Origin of the sequence: Amycolatopsis cynarae (assembly GCF_026802195.1) — a bacterium.
In the GTDB taxonomy this organism is placed as follows: Bacteria; Actinomycetota; Actinomycetes; order Mycobacteriales; family Pseudonocardiaceae; genus Amycolatopsis_E; species Amycolatopsis_E rhizosphaerae.
Window position 1 is genome coordinate 6049888 of record NZ_CP113836.1, and the last position, 12994, is coordinate 6062881.

Sequence of the window (12994 nt, forward strand, 5' to 3'; positions counted from 1 at the left end):
ACCGAGTACCGCGGGTCGAGGCTGTCGTACCCGTGCACAACGTCATTTGTGATCGCGGAGGAACGCGGGGATGTCGGCGGGGGCCGGGTAGTTCGGCAAGGGCGCCCGCTCGTTTTGCAGGAATGCGTCGACAACGGCGTAAGCCCGTTCGTCGTTGTCGTCGAGTCCGTTCCACATGTGGTGTCCGACGCCGGGCAGGTACTGGGTGCGCTGAATGGCCGGATCGTCGGCCAGAACGGTGGTCTCCCATTGACGGATCTGCGAGGAGCACTCGGCGATCATCAGCATCGCGGGGACATTGGAGCGCTGCAGTTGCGGGGCGATCGAAGGTGACTCCCTGACCGTCTGCTCGATCCGAAGGCTCGCGGCGGGGCTGAAGGTGAAGTTCTCGGCCGTGTTCTCGATGGGGATGCGCTGGGCGTCCCGCGCGCAGTAGGCGGACGCGGTGTCGCCGCCGAGATCGGCGGCGGTGAAGGCGTTGTCGGCCTCGGCCTGCCCGATCAGGCCGGTATCGGGTGAGAGCAGCCCGAGTCGCATGAGGCCGAGTGCGACCGCATACCTGGGGATGCTGGTGGAACGCGCTCCGCTCATGGCCGGTGCGAGGCCGCGCGCGCTCGGCCGCCCTTGCTGCCCGGCGATCCCCGCGGTGGGTCCGTCCATCGGACCGGGTTCGGCGATGATCGCCCTGTGCACGCGGGCGGCGGCGTCCGGCTCGGCCAGTTCCCGGGTGAGTACGACCGCTCCCGAGGAGAATCCGAGAACATCGACCGGACCCTTGTCCAGGTGGTCGATGAACGCTTCGAGATCGCGAACCGATCTGGAGATGCCGTACTCCTCCATGGGCAGCAGTTCGCTTCGTCCGCCGCCCGCATGCTCGAAGGCGTAGACGTCGTAGCCCTTTCCCGCCAGGAGTTGCAGGAAGTGGTGATCGAGCACCGAGATGCCGCGGACGGGTCCGCCGTGCAGGTACACAAGCGGCGTTGCGTGGCGGGTGCCTTCCGGGCGGGGCGGGTAGTGATACACCGCGACCCGGCTTCCCGTGGCCAGGCTCCACTGCTGCGTCGCCACGAACGGCAGCGCCGGCGGATACCGCCGCTCGGTCGGCGCGTCCGGGATGCAGACCGACGCCGTCAGCACCGCAGCGACGACCACCGGTAAGAGCGGCACGAGCTTGCGCGGCCACGCGCGGCGGCGGGCACGCCGGATCGCGACGGCGACACCGGCCACGACGGTCACCAGCCAGGCCACGATCCCGGACGCAGCGCCATCCGTCAGGACGATCAGCACCAGGAACAGGGCCGCCAAGCCCGCGACGGCCGCCAAAGCCAAGACCAGGCGACCGAGGAAGCGGGCAGAACGAACGAAGGGGGTCGCCATGAGTCTCCTAGCGCGAGTTTCAAAACTAAGTTTCAAAACAACGTTAGCATTGTCCGCTAGACTGGTCACCGTGGCCAGGCCGAGGACGAACGACGACACCGTGAAGGAACGCCTTGTCGAGTCGGCCATCGAGTTGTTCGCAACCCGTCCCCGCGAGTCGATCACGGTCCGCGCACTGGCGTCCGCCGCCGGAACCGCCACGGCCGCGGTGTACACGCTGTTCGGCAGCAAGGACGCGTTGATCGACGAGGCCCGCAACAGGGCGGTCGCCGGACTGTTCCACGACCTGGCGGCCGTGCCGACCTCCGACGACCCGGTCGCCGACCTTTCCGCCCTCGCCGCGGCATACCGGCGCTGGGGACGCGAGCACCCGCACCTCTACGGGGTGCTGTTCGGCGGTGTGCAGACCTTCAACCCGTCGGGCGCGATCGGCACCGGCGACCCCGTCCGGCCGCTCATGCACGCCATTGACCGCGCGCTGGCGGCGTCCGCACTCACCGGCGACGCGACATCGATCGCGCTCTCGCTCTGGGTGACCCTGCACGGCGTCGTGACACTCGAACTGGCAGGGGCACTCGACACCGCCACAGCGGAGCACACCTTCCACTCGGCGATCCCCGCGACACTCCGCGGCTGGACGCCGAGCCGGTAGCCCGGCTGTCCGGAACTGCCGTGAGGGGACCCCTGACGGCAAACAGGGCCGTGAGGGGTCCCCTCACGGCCCTGGGAAACGGGATCTAGCCCGCGGTGGGGCCGGTCCAGCCGACGGGGACGTGCCCGAGGCGGACGCGCTGCGGGTGGTCCCCCACCGGGACCGAGGTGATCTTGGCGCCGGTGGCGAAGTCGATCGAGGTGATCTGGTCGGAGCCGCTTTCGGAGATGACGCAGGCGCTGCCGTCCCCCGTCACCGTCGCCCAGTATGGCTTCGACGTGGTCACCAGCGGACCGGGGAGCATCGTCGCCCGGTCGACCACGGTCGCGTAGTCGTCCATCGTGCCCGCGACGCAGAGCTTGGTCCCGGCCGGGTTCATCGACAGCCCGTGATGCCGGGAGTCGTTGACCCACTTCGTGCGGTCGTCGGTGGTGGCGGGGTTCTTCGGCAGCGTCGTGACCCCGGTGATCTTGTCGGAAGCCACGTCGTAGGCCAGGAAACCGTTGAAGAAGGAGACCTGGAAGTACATTGTGGACCAATCCGGGGAGAAGGCCACGGGCCGCACCGCGTTGGAGAGATCGCTTCGGCCGAAGGCGTCCAGCCGCGAACGCATGTCGATCACCTTGACCTGCTGGTAGGTGTTCGCGTCCACGATCGTGATGTGCCGGTCGCCCTTGGTCCAGTCCAGGCTGGGATCGTCGAGCGCGGTCTCCACGTTGCCGATCGACATGTTCCACAGGTACTTGCCGTCATTGGTGAAGACGTTCTCGTGCGGTTTGTCGCCGGTCTTGAAGGAACCGAGCTGCTGTCCCGTCTCGATGTCGAGCACGTGCACGGTGTTCGCGGTCGAGGCCGACACCGCGACCCGCCTGCCGTCGGGCGAGACGGCCATGTGGTCGGCGCGGTACCCGGCCACCGGGAACCGCCAGTTGATCTTGCCGGTGGTCAGGTTGACCGAAACCACGTCGGCGAAGCTCGGCCGGGAGGCGACCACGGACGTGCCGTCCGGCGTGGTGTACATGTCGTCGACGAACTGGTCGTGCCCCTCCCCCACGGTCTGGCGGATGCCGAGGAAGTAGCCCAGCTTCACGGGATCGAGGTAGATCTCCCGCAGCCGCTCGTCCTTGTCCGGGATGATGTTCACCCGGCCGATCTTGCTCAGATCGGAGGTCGAGGCGACCACGTCGGCGGTGCCGTCCCAGTTGTTGCCGACGAACAGCACCTCTCTCAGCGCGCCCGCCGCGTTCGCGGCGCCCGTGGCGGGAAGCGCGGTGGCCGCCAGCACGGCCAGGCAGGCGACGATCCGGCCGAACCCCGATGTGCCGCCGGAATGTCTTCTGGTCATGGGAACTCCAAGTGGGGACCGGGTATCTGGTGTTACCGTTCGGTAGCTCACAGCAAACCAACAGTCGCCCGCGATCGCCTAGGGGACGACCGCCAACACCGGCCACCCCGGTTGTGCACGGGTCACAAGGGCGCCGCGAGCAGCGAAAGGCGACGGGGATGGCGGGCGCACAGGAGCGCGAACGGGTCGGCGAGGTTCTGCTCGCCATGGCCGCCGACAGCAGCGTCGTCGACAAGGTGGCTCGGGCCGCGCGCGCGGCCTCCCCGGACGTCGCGCGCCTGCCCGCGAGCGAAAACCTGCGCCATATCGCGGTTCTCCTCGAAGCCGGACTCGCCGCGCTCCGGGGAACAGGCGAGCCGGACTTCACCGCCGCTGCCGTGCTGGGTGCCGACCGGGCGGCACAGGGGGTTCCGATCACCGCGTTGCTCCAGGGCGTGCAGGCCGGCCGCCGATGCGCGGTCGAGATCGCGATCGAGCGCGGCCGGGCCGCGGGGCTGTCGCCGGAGGTGATCCTGGAGGCGATGCTCGACTTCGACCACTACGCGGACGCGTTGGAACGGCAGGTCATCAGTGGTTACCACACGGCGGAGCTGGAACTGTCCCGCACCGTCCGCGACGCACGCACCCAGCTCCTGCGGCGGCTGCTCCACGGGGACGCTCTCACCGGCGAGGAACTCGCGTCCGCCGGCCTGCACCCCGACTGCCGCTACCACTGCCTGCTTTCCGACGTCTCGGACCCGATCCAGGCCCGTTCGCTGGAGCAGCGGCTCTCCGGCTGCGGCGGCGTTTTCGGTCTGGTGGAAGGAAGACTGACCGGGTTGGCCGCACGCCTGCCCGCCACGGCCGGGTTCGGCCCGGACGTCCTCGTCGTGGCCGCGCCCGCGGCCGCGCTGCCCGACATCCGGGCGCGGTACGTCTGGTGCGGCACCGCACTCACCGCCGCACAACGCCGGGGACTACGAGGTCTACACCACCTCACCGACCTCGCCGGCGAAACCGCGCTGGCGGCCCAGCCCGCGTTGGCGAGCCTGCTCGCCGAGACCCTGCTCGGCGCGCTGGACCCCGGTGACGCGTTCCACCGGCAGCTCGCCTGCACCGCGCTGGCCTACCTCGATCACGGCCGACGGCTCGACCAGACCGCCGCAGCCCTGCACATCCACGCGAACACCGTGCGGTACCGGCTCGGCAGGCTCGCCGAGATCACCGGTGCCTCGCTGGAGGCCTCCCCGGCCGTACTGCCCACGCTCCGCTGGTGGTGGGCCCTGCACACCTGGCTCACCGATCCCCCGGCCGCGCCCCGGCATCTTCCCCCGGCGTGACTTCGCGGAGCACGGCATGGGAGCAAGGTGGATTTTTGGCAACTCTGCCATTTGTCACCCGTGCCAGCACTCGGCTACCCTCGCGAACCGTGGCAGCCAACGACGCGGGTACCAGCCTCCGCGCCCGCAAGCGCAGGCGGACCCAGGACGCGATCATCGACGCCGCGCTGCGACTGTTCGAGGAAAAGGGCTACGACGCCGTGGCGGTGGACGAGATCGCCGCAGCCGCGGAGGTCTCGCCGAGAACCTTCTACCGCTACTTCCCCGCCAAGGAGGACGTGCTCCTCGGTGGGCAGGACAGCGAGGAGGCGACGCGGGGAGCACTGGCCGCACGGTTGCCCGGTGAGTCCGATGTGGACTTCCTGGCGAGGGCCATGATCGCCGGACTGACGGCCGCCGACCCGGAACGCACACTGCGCGGGTACCGGCTGGTTCAGGCCGTACCCGCCCTGCAAGCGCGCATGTTCCAGCTCGTGTGGCGCGGCGGGCAGGAGCATTTCGTCGAAGCTCTGCTCGGGGACCAGCCCCGGACGCGCGATGTCGAACTGCGCGCGCACGTGCTGACGCACGCCGTCACCGACGCCCTGCGCGTCGCGGCCACCTTCTGGCTCGACTCCGGTCAACGCGGCTCCCTGCACAAGGAGTGCGCGAAGGCACTGGGCTTTCTACGCGAGGCGTTCGCGCAGCGCCCGGCGGCAGGGTGAGCCGGATGGACGAACTGGAGCAGGTGCTGGGCGGCGTCGGCCCGCGCCTTCGCGCACTGCGCAAGCAGAACGGCGTGACCCTGGCCGGGCTTTCCGAGCTGACCGGCATTTCCGTCAGCACCCTGTCCAGGCTGGAGTCCGGCGCCCGCAAGCCCACGCTCGAACTGCTGCTACCACTGGCGAAGGCCTACCGCGTCCCGCTGGACGAACTGGTCGGCGCCCCGCCCACCGGCGATCCCCGGCTCCATCCCCGGCCGATCAAGCGGTACGGGCAGACGATCCTCCCCCTGACCCGCAGGCCCGGGGGGGTGCAGGCGTTCAAGCACATCATCCCGGCCGGCCGGCCCGGCGAACCGAAGCCGCAGTCCCACGAAGGCTACGAGTGGCTGTACGTGCTCAACGGCCGGTTACGGCTGCTGCTCGGCGAGCACGACCTCGTGCTGAACGCGGGCGAGGTGGCCGAGTTCGACACCCGCGTCCCGCACTGGTTCGGCAGTGCCGACGCGCGCGCCGTGGAGTTCTTGAGCCTGTTCGGGCCGCAGGGCGAACGCCTCCACGTCAGAGCCCGGCACCGCCGCTGATCTCCCGCCACGCCGCCGCGAAGGTGTCGTGGGCGGCGCTGCTGAACAGCACGAACCGGACCGTGCGCAGCGGATCGTGGTCGAGCACGGCGCGCAACGCGATTTCGGCCGCGGAGGCCATCGGCCAGCGGTAGACCCCGGTGGAGATGGCCGGGAAGGCCACCGTCTCCGCGCCGAGCTCCGCCGCGACGCGCAGCGAGTTGCGGTAGCAGTCGGCCAGCAGACCGGACCGGTCCTCCTCGGTCGAGTAGACCGGGCCGACGGTGTGCACCACCCACCGGGCGGGCAGCCGCCCCGCGGTGGTCGCCACCGCGTGCCCGACCTTCAGCCCGCCGCCGTACTGCCCGGCCCGCAGCGCACGGCATTCGGCGAGGATCTCGGGGCCGCCCTTGCGGTGGATCGCGCCGTCCACCCCGCTGCCGCCGAGCAGCGAAGAATTGGCCGCGTTCACCACGACATCGACCCGCTGCTCGGTGATGTCACCCTGAACCAGCTCGATCACACCGCCACGGTAGCCCGGCTTCGCCGAGACGGGAACTCGGCGAAGCGGCAGGAATCCGCCCAGCGCCTCGACGACCGGCGAGAGCAGATCATCCGCCGATTTTCGCCGAGGAGCTCCTTCCCGTCCTGGCCAGCGCCAGCATTTCGCCGACGGACCACTGGTCGTAGACATGCTCTCCGTAGTGGCTCGCGATCACCCGCCCCTGGCCGTCGATCAGGAAATCGGCGGGCAAACCGAAGCGGCCGCCCTCGGGGTTCACCTTCGGCAGCGGCGCGCGGCGGCGCAGTACCTGCCCGAGGCTGCGGAACACTCCGCGCAGGATCGGCCCCCAGGCCCGCGGGTCCAGCAGGGCCCGCCGGCCCGCCTCAACGCCGAATTCGGTGTAGAACCGCTTTTCGGGGTCGGCGACCACCGCGAACGGCAGGCCGGAGACGTGCTCCCGCAGTTCCTCGGCGGACGAGTGGAAGAAGACCACTTCGCGGATCCCCGCCCCGGCGATCTCGTCGTGCCGCTGCACGAAGGAGCGCAGGTGCAGATTGCAGACCGGGCAGCCGGCGAACCGGCGGAACTGCAGGTGCACGAGCTGTCCGGACTCGGGCACGCGGAGCTTCTCCCCGGCCACGGTGACGAATTCACGTTCGGGCACGAGCACGTCAGGGTCAAGCCGGTTCCCGTTGGTACTCAAGGACATCACGCCCCCTCTTCGTTAGCGTGCGGTGTACGCTAACGAAGCTATGCGCGTAAGCTGTACGCTGTCAAGCGCCATGCCACGCCCTCGCTCCCTCACCCCGGCGCAGATCGCCACCGCGGCACTCGCCGTCCTCGACCGCGACGGGCTCGAAGGGCTGTCGATGCGCACGGTCGCGAAGGAACTCGGCGTCGGAACCATGTCGCTGTACCGCTACGTCACCGACCGCGGCCAGCTCGAAGGGCTGATCGTCGACCAGGTGCTGCGCACGGTTCCCCTCGACCTGCCACCCCGCACCTCGGCCCGCGAACGGCTCGTCCTGTTCGCGGACCGGATCCGCCATGCGGTGGGCGAACACCCCGGCACGGTGCCGCTGCTGCTGGCCCACCGCCATCTGTCACCGGCGTCGCGGCAATGGGGCGAAGCGGTACTGGGTGTGTTGGCCGAGGCCGGAATTTCGGGCAGAGAGAGGGTGCTGACGTTCCGGGCTTACCTGAGCTACGTGCTCGGCGCCCTGCAGACCGACCATTTCAGCCCGCTGTCCGGGCCCGGCACGGCAGCACTGGGCGAACTGCCCGAAGCGGACTTCCCGTTTCTGGCCGGTGCCGCCCGGGAGGCCCGGCACATCTCGGCGCAGGAAGAGTTCCGCCACGGCCTCGACCTGCTGCTCCGCGGCCTCGGCCTCCCCTGATGCGGCGGTGCCGTGGCCAGCTGTGGAGGGACAGGCCCCCGAGGGCCTTGGCGACGGCGCTGCGGCTCCCCCACCTGGTCACGATGAGGCTGACGCCACACTCCTGGCCCCGCCGCAGTCGTTAAGCTGCGGAATCATGAGCAGCGCGACGGAGCCTATCGGGACGCCACCAGCCGAAGAGCCGGACATTCACACCACGGCCGGGAAGCTGGCCGACCTGTACCGCCGCTACGAGGAGGCCGTCCACGCGGGTTCGGCCCGTGCGGTGGAGCGCCAGCACGCCAAGGGCAAGAAGACCGCCCGCGAGCGGATCGACCTGCTGCTGGACCCCGGTTCGTTCGTCGAGCTGGACGAACTGGCCCGGCACCGTTCGCACAACTTCGGCCAGGAGAAGAACCGGCCCTACGGCGACGGCGTGGTGACCGGCTACGGCACCGTCGACGGCCGCCCCGTGTGCGTGTTCAGCCAGGACGTGACCGTCTTCGGCGGTTCGCTCGGCGAGGTGTACGGCGAGAAGATCGTCAAGGTGATGGACCTGGCCATCAAGACCGGCCGTCCGATCATCGGCATCAACGAGGGCGGCGGCGCGCGCATCCAGGAGGGTGTGGTCTCGCTCGGCCTCTACGGTGAGATCTTCACCCGCAACGTGAAGGCTTCCGGCGTGATCCCGCAGATCTCGCTGATCATGGGCGCGAACGCGGGCGGGCACGTCTACTCCCCCGCGCTGACCGACTTCATCGTGATGGTCGACCAGACCTCGCACATGTTCATCACCGGCCCGGACGTGGTGAAGACGGTGACGGGCGAGGAGGTCACCTTCGAAGAGCTCGGCGGCGCGCGGACGCACAACACCAAGTCCGGCAACGCGCACTACCTGGGCTCCGACGAAGAGGACGCCATCGCCTACGTCAAGGAGTTGCTGTCCTACCTGCCGTCGAACAACCTGTCGGACGCGCCGGTGTTCGAGGTGCCCGGCACCGCCGGGGAGTCGATCGCGGAGGCGGTCACCGACACCGACCGCGAGCTGGACACCCTCATCCCGGACTCGCCGAACCAGCCCTACGACATGCACGAGGTCATCACCCGCGTGCTCGACGACGGTGAGTTCCTGGAGGTCCAGGAGCTGTTCGCGCCGAACGTGCTGGTCGGCTTCGGCCGGGTGGACGGGCACGCGGTGGGCGTCGTGGCCAACCAGCCGACCCAGTTCGCCGGCTGCCTCGACATCGACGCTTCCGAGAAGGCGGCCCGGTTCGTTCGCACCTGCGACGCGTTCAACGTGCCGGTGCTGACCTTCGTGGACGTCCCGGGCTTCCTGCCGGGCACCGACCAGGAGTGGAACGGCATCATCCGCCGCGGCGCCAAGCTGATCTACGCCTACGCCGAGGCCACCGTCCCGCTGGTCACGGTGATCACGCGCAAGGCCTACGGCGGTGCCTACGACGTGATGGGCTCCAAGCACCTCGGGGCGGACCTGAACCTGGCCTGGCCGACCGCGCAGGTCGCGGTGATGGGGGCGCAGGGCGCCGCCAACATCGTGCACCGCAAGACGCTGGCGAAGGCCGCCGAGGAGGGCAAGGACGTCGAGGCCCTGCGTGCCCAGCTCATCCAGGAGTACGAGGACACCCTGCTCAATCCGTACGAGGCCGCCGAACGCGGATATGTCGACTCGGTGATCATGCCGGCACACACCCGCGGGCACATCTCGCGCGCGCTGAGCATGCTCCGCGACAAGCGCGAAACGCTGCCGCCCAAGAAGCACGGCAACATCCCGCTGTGAGGCGATCATGAGCGACGAGAATCGACCGTTCCTGCGGATCGTGCGGGGCGCCCCGGACGAGGTGGAGCTGGCGGCACTGACCGCGGTGGTGACCGCGGCGGCCTCGGCCCAGCCCGGCCAGGGTGCCCCCCGGCGCCGTTCGAACTGGGCCGACCGGGCCCGGCTCCTGCGTGCCCCGCTGCGCCCCGGCGAGGGCGCGTGGCGCGCCTCCGCCCTCCCGCGCTGACCTGCGACAACGCCCCGGATTCGGAGCAAGGGATGTTTACTGCGGTTCCGGCGGACGCGCTCACCCGTCGACGCTGGTGACCGTGCGTTCGGCGCAACGGGACGGGGTCGGATCATCGGTCCCGTCGACGAGGCAGACCTTGAGCCCGATGTGCTGGCCGCCCCTGACGCTGCCGAACGGCGACCAGGTCACCGGCGCCGCCACCTCACCGTTGCCGTTGTAGGCGGCGCCGAGATAGGTGCCGTCAAGCCAGGCGTAGGCCTTCACCCCGTGACCGTCGGCGCAGTAGTCGTGGACGAGAGCGTTGTCGTTGTTGCCGCCGCGGTCGACGAAGTCGACGGAACCGCAGCCATCGGTTGTCGACACACTGAAGCTGTCGTCGACCGGCGCGCGGGGCGAACTCGCCACCGGTGTGGTCTGGCCGGCTGTGGTGCGACCGGGTTGGCTGACCGTTCCTGGCGCGTCCGCCGAACTCCTGGGCGTCGCCGTCGGCGGCGCTCCTATGGTCGTACCGGGCAGGGATGCCCCGACGCTCGTCGGAACCGGCGATCCGGTGGACTCCGCCGGTCCGGCCGGAATCGCGGGGCCCACCGATCCGGACAGCGTTGCGCTGTTCTTGGTGGTAAGGACCACGGGAACGACGATCGCGGCAGCCAACGCGGCCACCCCCAAGGCCACGAGGGCGGGCCGGCCCAGCCGCTTCGCCTTGCCCGGACCCGAATGGGCCCCGCTTTCGAAGGTACCGACCGGTCCCGGTGCCGCGCGCGGATCCGTTCCTGGCCACTCGACCGGCGTGGTGGCGCCGAAGCCCGCCGTGCCGGGCGAGGCGACCGGGCCGTCCGGACCGAATCCGGCCGGCAGCGGATCGAGACGTTCGAACACCTCGATCGCGCCCGGGCCATCGGGATCGACCGGACCGACCCCGGCCAGTTCGAGCGCCGCCCGCCAGTCCCGCCGCGCGGCGGCGGCCGAGTCCGGCCGATCCGACGCCGACTCCGCCGACAGGACCCGGATTACCGCCCGGATCGCGTCCGGCAGGGTATCGGGCATCCCCGCCGCCGGGAGCCGACCGGTCAGCAGCCGGACCGCGACCACACCCGTCGCATAGATGTCCTGGCGCACGTCCGGTCCGGCCCCGAGCGCGTGTTCCGGCGCCATGTAGCCCGGAGTGCCGATCGCGAGATGCGTGTGCGTCAGCCGCGGTTCACCCAGCACGGCGGCGACACCGAAGTCGGCCAGCCGAAGGAACGGCCCGCCGCGTCCGGTCGGCTCCAGCAGAAGGTTCGACGGCTTCACGTCCCGGTGCACGATGCCCTGCGCGTGCACCGCGGCCAGCGCCTCCAGCAGTTGGTCGATCAAGACCGCGACGTACGGAAGCGGCAGCGCCCCGCGATCGTCGAGCAACTGGGCGACGCTGCCGCCGCGGACCAGATCCATGGTCAGCAGCACCTGATCGTCCTCGGCCGCCCAGCCATGGGGGGCGAGCACATGGGGATGCACCACCCGCAAGGACTGCTCCCGCACGAAACGCAGCAGGGAACCCGCGTCGGCCGGGCGCAACAGCTTGGCCGCCACGTACTGGTGCCGCTGCGCGTCCCACACCCGCCAGACCGAACCCATACCCCCTGATCCGACGAGATCCACCAGTTGATAGCGCCCGACGAGACCACGCCCCACCCAGTCATTCATCGGGCCCCATTTTGCACGACCGTGGCCGGCCGCGGGTCTTGTAGTGAGCCCTGATCGCGAAATCGACTTCGTAGGCGTCCTCGGTGTGTTCGAGTTCCTTCGGAATTGGGACTGTGCGAAGTCACGCACGAACATCCCTTGCTTCACCCAGCCCCTTACCCCACCCGTTCGAGGACTTGCGCGGGCCGCTGGGGCAGGACACCGGCGTGGCGGTGCAGGGTGGCGAGCCTCGCGGTCCCCGCGACCGACATCGCGAGCACCACGCCGAAGGCGAGCCGGTGCGCCTGCGGCGCGGCCACGCCGTGGGCGAGCAGCGCGTCCAGCAGGACGCCGACCGCGAGCTCCGCGACCACCGCGAAGACGAATCCGCCCATGTTGGCCACCCCGCTGGCGATCCCGGCCTGGTGCCCGTGGTTGGCGGAGCGGGCCAGGTCGAAGGCCAGCATGCTGACCCCGCCCGCGGCACCGATCACGATCAGCGCGGTGGCGAGCGCCGCCTGCGGCAGCGGGCCGGGCACGGCGACCAGCACGACCCAGCACAGGGTGCCCGTTACGGCGGATCCGGCGACCAGCGGTGCCCGGAGGCCGGGGCGGTGTGACGCCAGTTGCCCGGCGGCGGTGCTGGCCACGACGAAACCGAGCACCATCGCGCCGAGCAGGCCGCTCGCGGCCGCGGCGGTCCGGCCCTGCGCACTGACCAGGTAGGGCTGGCCGAGCACCGCGGTGAACGACACGAAGCCGCCCATCAGGGTGAAGTGGGTCCACATCGCGTGCCGGGTACCGCGGTTGCGCCAGGCGTTCCCCAGGCTCACCCGCAGCGGCTCACCACTGTGCACGGGTGCCGAGGTGCCCGCCGGAGCGTCGCGCAGCAGCAGCCCGACCGCCACGAGCAGCACCCCGGTGATCACGCCCGCGGCCAGGAACGCGGTGGTCCAGCCGAAGGTGGACAGCAGCGCGGCGAGCGGCGCGGTGGCGATGAGCTGGCCGAGCCCGCCGATCATCCCGGTCAGCGCCGCGACCAGGGCGTAGCGGCGGCCGGGGAACCAGTTGTGGGCCAGCCGCAGCACGTTGACGAACAGGCAGGCGTCGCCCGCGCCGATCAGGGCACGGCCCGCCATCGCCGTCGGGTAGGACGCGGCGAGCGCGAAAACGGTGGAACCGGCCGCCATGGCCGCCATGCCCACGAGGAGGAGCCGCCGCGGGCCGAACCGGTCGGCGCCCGCCCCGACCGGGACCTGCAGGACGGCGTAGAGCACGAGCTGGACGACGGAGAAGGCCGCGAGACCGGTCGCGTCGAGGGAAAAGCGTTCCTGGGCGGTGAGTCCCGCCACGGACAGGCTCATCCGGTGGAACAGCGCCGTCAGGTAGCACAGCGCGCCCAGCCCCCACATCAGCCAGGCCGACCAGGACTTGTTGGCGAGCACAGGCACCTCCTGTTGCATC

The 12994-nt window shown here is 70.3% G+C and carries 13 protein-coding genes; 7 read left to right on the plus strand and 6 right to left on the minus strand.

What is annotated here, in order from left to right; genetic code table 11:
* Positions 1 to 42: 42 nt before the first annotated feature.
* Positions 43 to 1377 carry an alpha/beta hydrolase gene (locus tag ORV05_RS29085; RefSeq protein ID WP_268755164.1) on the minus strand — a complete coding sequence of 445 codons (1335 nt, stop codon included), beginning with the start codon at positions 1375 to 1377 and terminating at the stop codon, positions 43 to 45.
* A gap of 70 nt (positions 1378 to 1447) precedes the next feature.
* Here ORV05_RS29085 and ORV05_RS29090 point away from each other — a divergent pair, with 70 nt between their 5' ends.
* Entirely contained in the window at positions 1448 to 2029 is a 582-nt protein-coding gene (locus ORV05_RS29090) for a TetR-like C-terminal domain-containing protein (protein ID WP_268755165.1), read from the plus strand.
* Positions 2030 to 2114: 85 nt separating this feature from the next.
* On the opposite strand, the gene ORV05_RS29095 is transcribed toward ORV05_RS29090, so the two are convergent.
* The gene (locus ORV05_RS29095; RefSeq protein ID WP_268755166.1) at positions 2115 to 3374 is read right to left on the minus strand and encodes a YncE family protein; all 1260 of its coding nucleotides are present in this window, start codon (positions 3372 to 3374) and stop codon (positions 2115 to 2117) included.
* Between the two features lie 158 nt (positions 3375 to 3532).
* On the opposite strand from ORV05_RS29095, the gene ORV05_RS29100 reads away from it, so the two are divergent.
* The 3 genes from ORV05_RS29100 (at position 3533) to ORV05_RS29110 (ending at position 5978) form a co-directional block, all read left to right on the plus strand.
* Positions 3533 to 4693 carry a helix-turn-helix domain-containing protein gene (locus ORV05_RS29100; RefSeq protein WP_268755167.1) on the plus strand — a complete coding sequence of 387 codons (1161 nt, stop codon included), beginning with the start codon at positions 3533 to 3535 and terminating at the stop codon, positions 4691 to 4693.
* Between the two features lie 89 nt (positions 4694 to 4782).
* A complete protein-coding gene (locus tag ORV05_RS29105; RefSeq protein ID WP_268755168.1) occupies positions 4783 to 5397 on the plus strand; it encodes a TetR family transcriptional regulator in 615 nt (204 codons plus the stop codon).
* Positions 5398 to 5402: 5 nt separating this feature from the next.
* The gene (locus tag ORV05_RS29110) at positions 5403 to 5978 is read left to right on the plus strand and encodes a helix-turn-helix domain-containing protein (RefSeq protein ID WP_268755169.1); all 576 of its coding nucleotides are present in this window, start codon (positions 5403 to 5405) and stop codon (positions 5976 to 5978) included.
* Here ORV05_RS29110 and ORV05_RS29115 read toward each other — a convergent pair.
* Both ORV05_RS29115 and ORV05_RS29120 read right to left on the minus strand, forming a co-directional pair.
* Positions 5956 to 6480 (minus strand): O-acetyl-ADP-ribose deacetylase, encoded by a 525-nt coding sequence (locus ORV05_RS29115; RefSeq protein ID WP_268755170.1) that lies wholly within the window; start codon positions 6478 to 6480, stop codon positions 5956 to 5958. The two genes, ORV05_RS29110 and ORV05_RS29115, sit on opposite strands and share 23 nt — an antisense overlap.
* 88 nt (positions 6481 to 6568) lie before the next feature.
* A complete protein-coding gene (locus tag ORV05_RS29120; protein ID WP_268755171.1) occupies positions 6569 to 7171 on the minus strand; it encodes a peroxiredoxin-like family protein in 603 nt (200 codons plus the stop codon).
* Between the two features lie 73 nt (positions 7172 to 7244).
* Here ORV05_RS29120 and ORV05_RS29125 point away from each other — a divergent pair, with 73 nt between their 5' ends.
* From ORV05_RS29125 to ORV05_RS29135, 3 genes are all read left to right on the plus strand, one after another.
* Positions 7245 to 7859, plus strand: coding sequence for a TetR/AcrR family transcriptional regulator (locus tag ORV05_RS29125; RefSeq protein ID WP_268755172.1), 615 nt, complete (start codon positions 7245 to 7247; stop codon positions 7857 to 7859).
* A 136-nt stretch (positions 7860 to 7995) separates the two neighbouring features.
* Complete coding sequence (locus ORV05_RS29130; protein WP_144590699.1) at positions 7996 to 9636, plus strand: acyl-CoA carboxylase subunit beta; 1641 nt, start codon at positions 7996 to 7998, stop codon at positions 9634 to 9636.
* A gap of 7 nt (positions 9637 to 9643) precedes the next feature.
* Entirely contained in the window at positions 9644 to 9862 is a 219-nt protein-coding gene (locus tag ORV05_RS29135; protein ID WP_268755173.1) for an acyl-CoA carboxylase subunit epsilon, read from the plus strand.
* Between the two features lie 60 nt (positions 9863 to 9922).
* Here ORV05_RS29135 and ORV05_RS29140 read toward each other — a convergent pair whose 3' ends face one another.
* Positions 9923 to 11551 carry a serine/threonine-protein kinase gene (locus ORV05_RS29140; RefSeq protein ID WP_268755174.1) on the minus strand — a complete coding sequence of 543 codons (1629 nt, stop codon included), beginning with the start codon at positions 11549 to 11551 and terminating at the stop codon, positions 9923 to 9925.
* A 155-nt stretch (positions 11552 to 11706) separates the two neighbouring features.
* A complete protein-coding gene (locus ORV05_RS29145; protein ID WP_268755175.1) occupies positions 11707 to 12975 on the minus strand; it encodes an MFS transporter in 1269 nt (422 codons plus the stop codon).
* Positions 12976 to 12994: the final 19 nt, after the last annotated feature.

Bases quoted from the DNA above. Each gene is read 5' to 3' on its own strand.
- ORV05_RS29085 (WP_268755164.1), bottom strand. From the start codon at position 1,377: ATGGCGACCCCCTTCGTTCGTTCTGCCCGCTTCCTCGGTCGCCTGGTC.
- ORV05_RS29095 (WP_268755166.1), bottom strand. From the start codon at position 3,374: ATGACCAGAAGACATTCCGGCGGCACATCGGGGTTCGGCCGGATCGTC.
- ORV05_RS29100 (WP_268755167.1), top strand. From the start codon at position 3,533: ATGGCGGGCGCACAGGAGCGCGAACGGGTCGGCGAGGTTCTGCTCGCC.
- ORV05_RS29110 (WP_268755169.1), top strand. From the start codon at position 5,403: ATGGACGAACTGGAGCAGGTGCTGGGCGGCGTCGGCCCGCGCCTTCGC.
- ORV05_RS29120 (WP_268755171.1), bottom strand. From the start codon at position 7,171: ATGTCCTTGAGTACCAACGGGAACCGGCTTGACCCTGACGTGCTCGTG.
- ORV05_RS29125 (WP_268755172.1), top strand. From the start codon at position 7,245: ATGCCACGCCCTCGCTCCCTCACCCCGGCGCAGATCGCCACCGCGGCA.
- ORV05_RS29130 (WP_144590699.1), top strand. From the start codon at position 7,996: ATGAGCAGCGCGACGGAGCCTATCGGGACGCCACCAGCCGAAGAGCCG.
- ORV05_RS29135 (WP_268755173.1), top strand. From the start codon at position 9,644: ATGAGCGACGAGAATCGACCGTTCCTGCGGATCGTGCGGGGCGCCCCG.
- ORV05_RS29140 (WP_268755174.1), bottom strand. From the start codon at position 11,551: ATGAATGACTGGGTGGGGCGTGGTCTCGTCGGGCGCTATCAACTGGTG.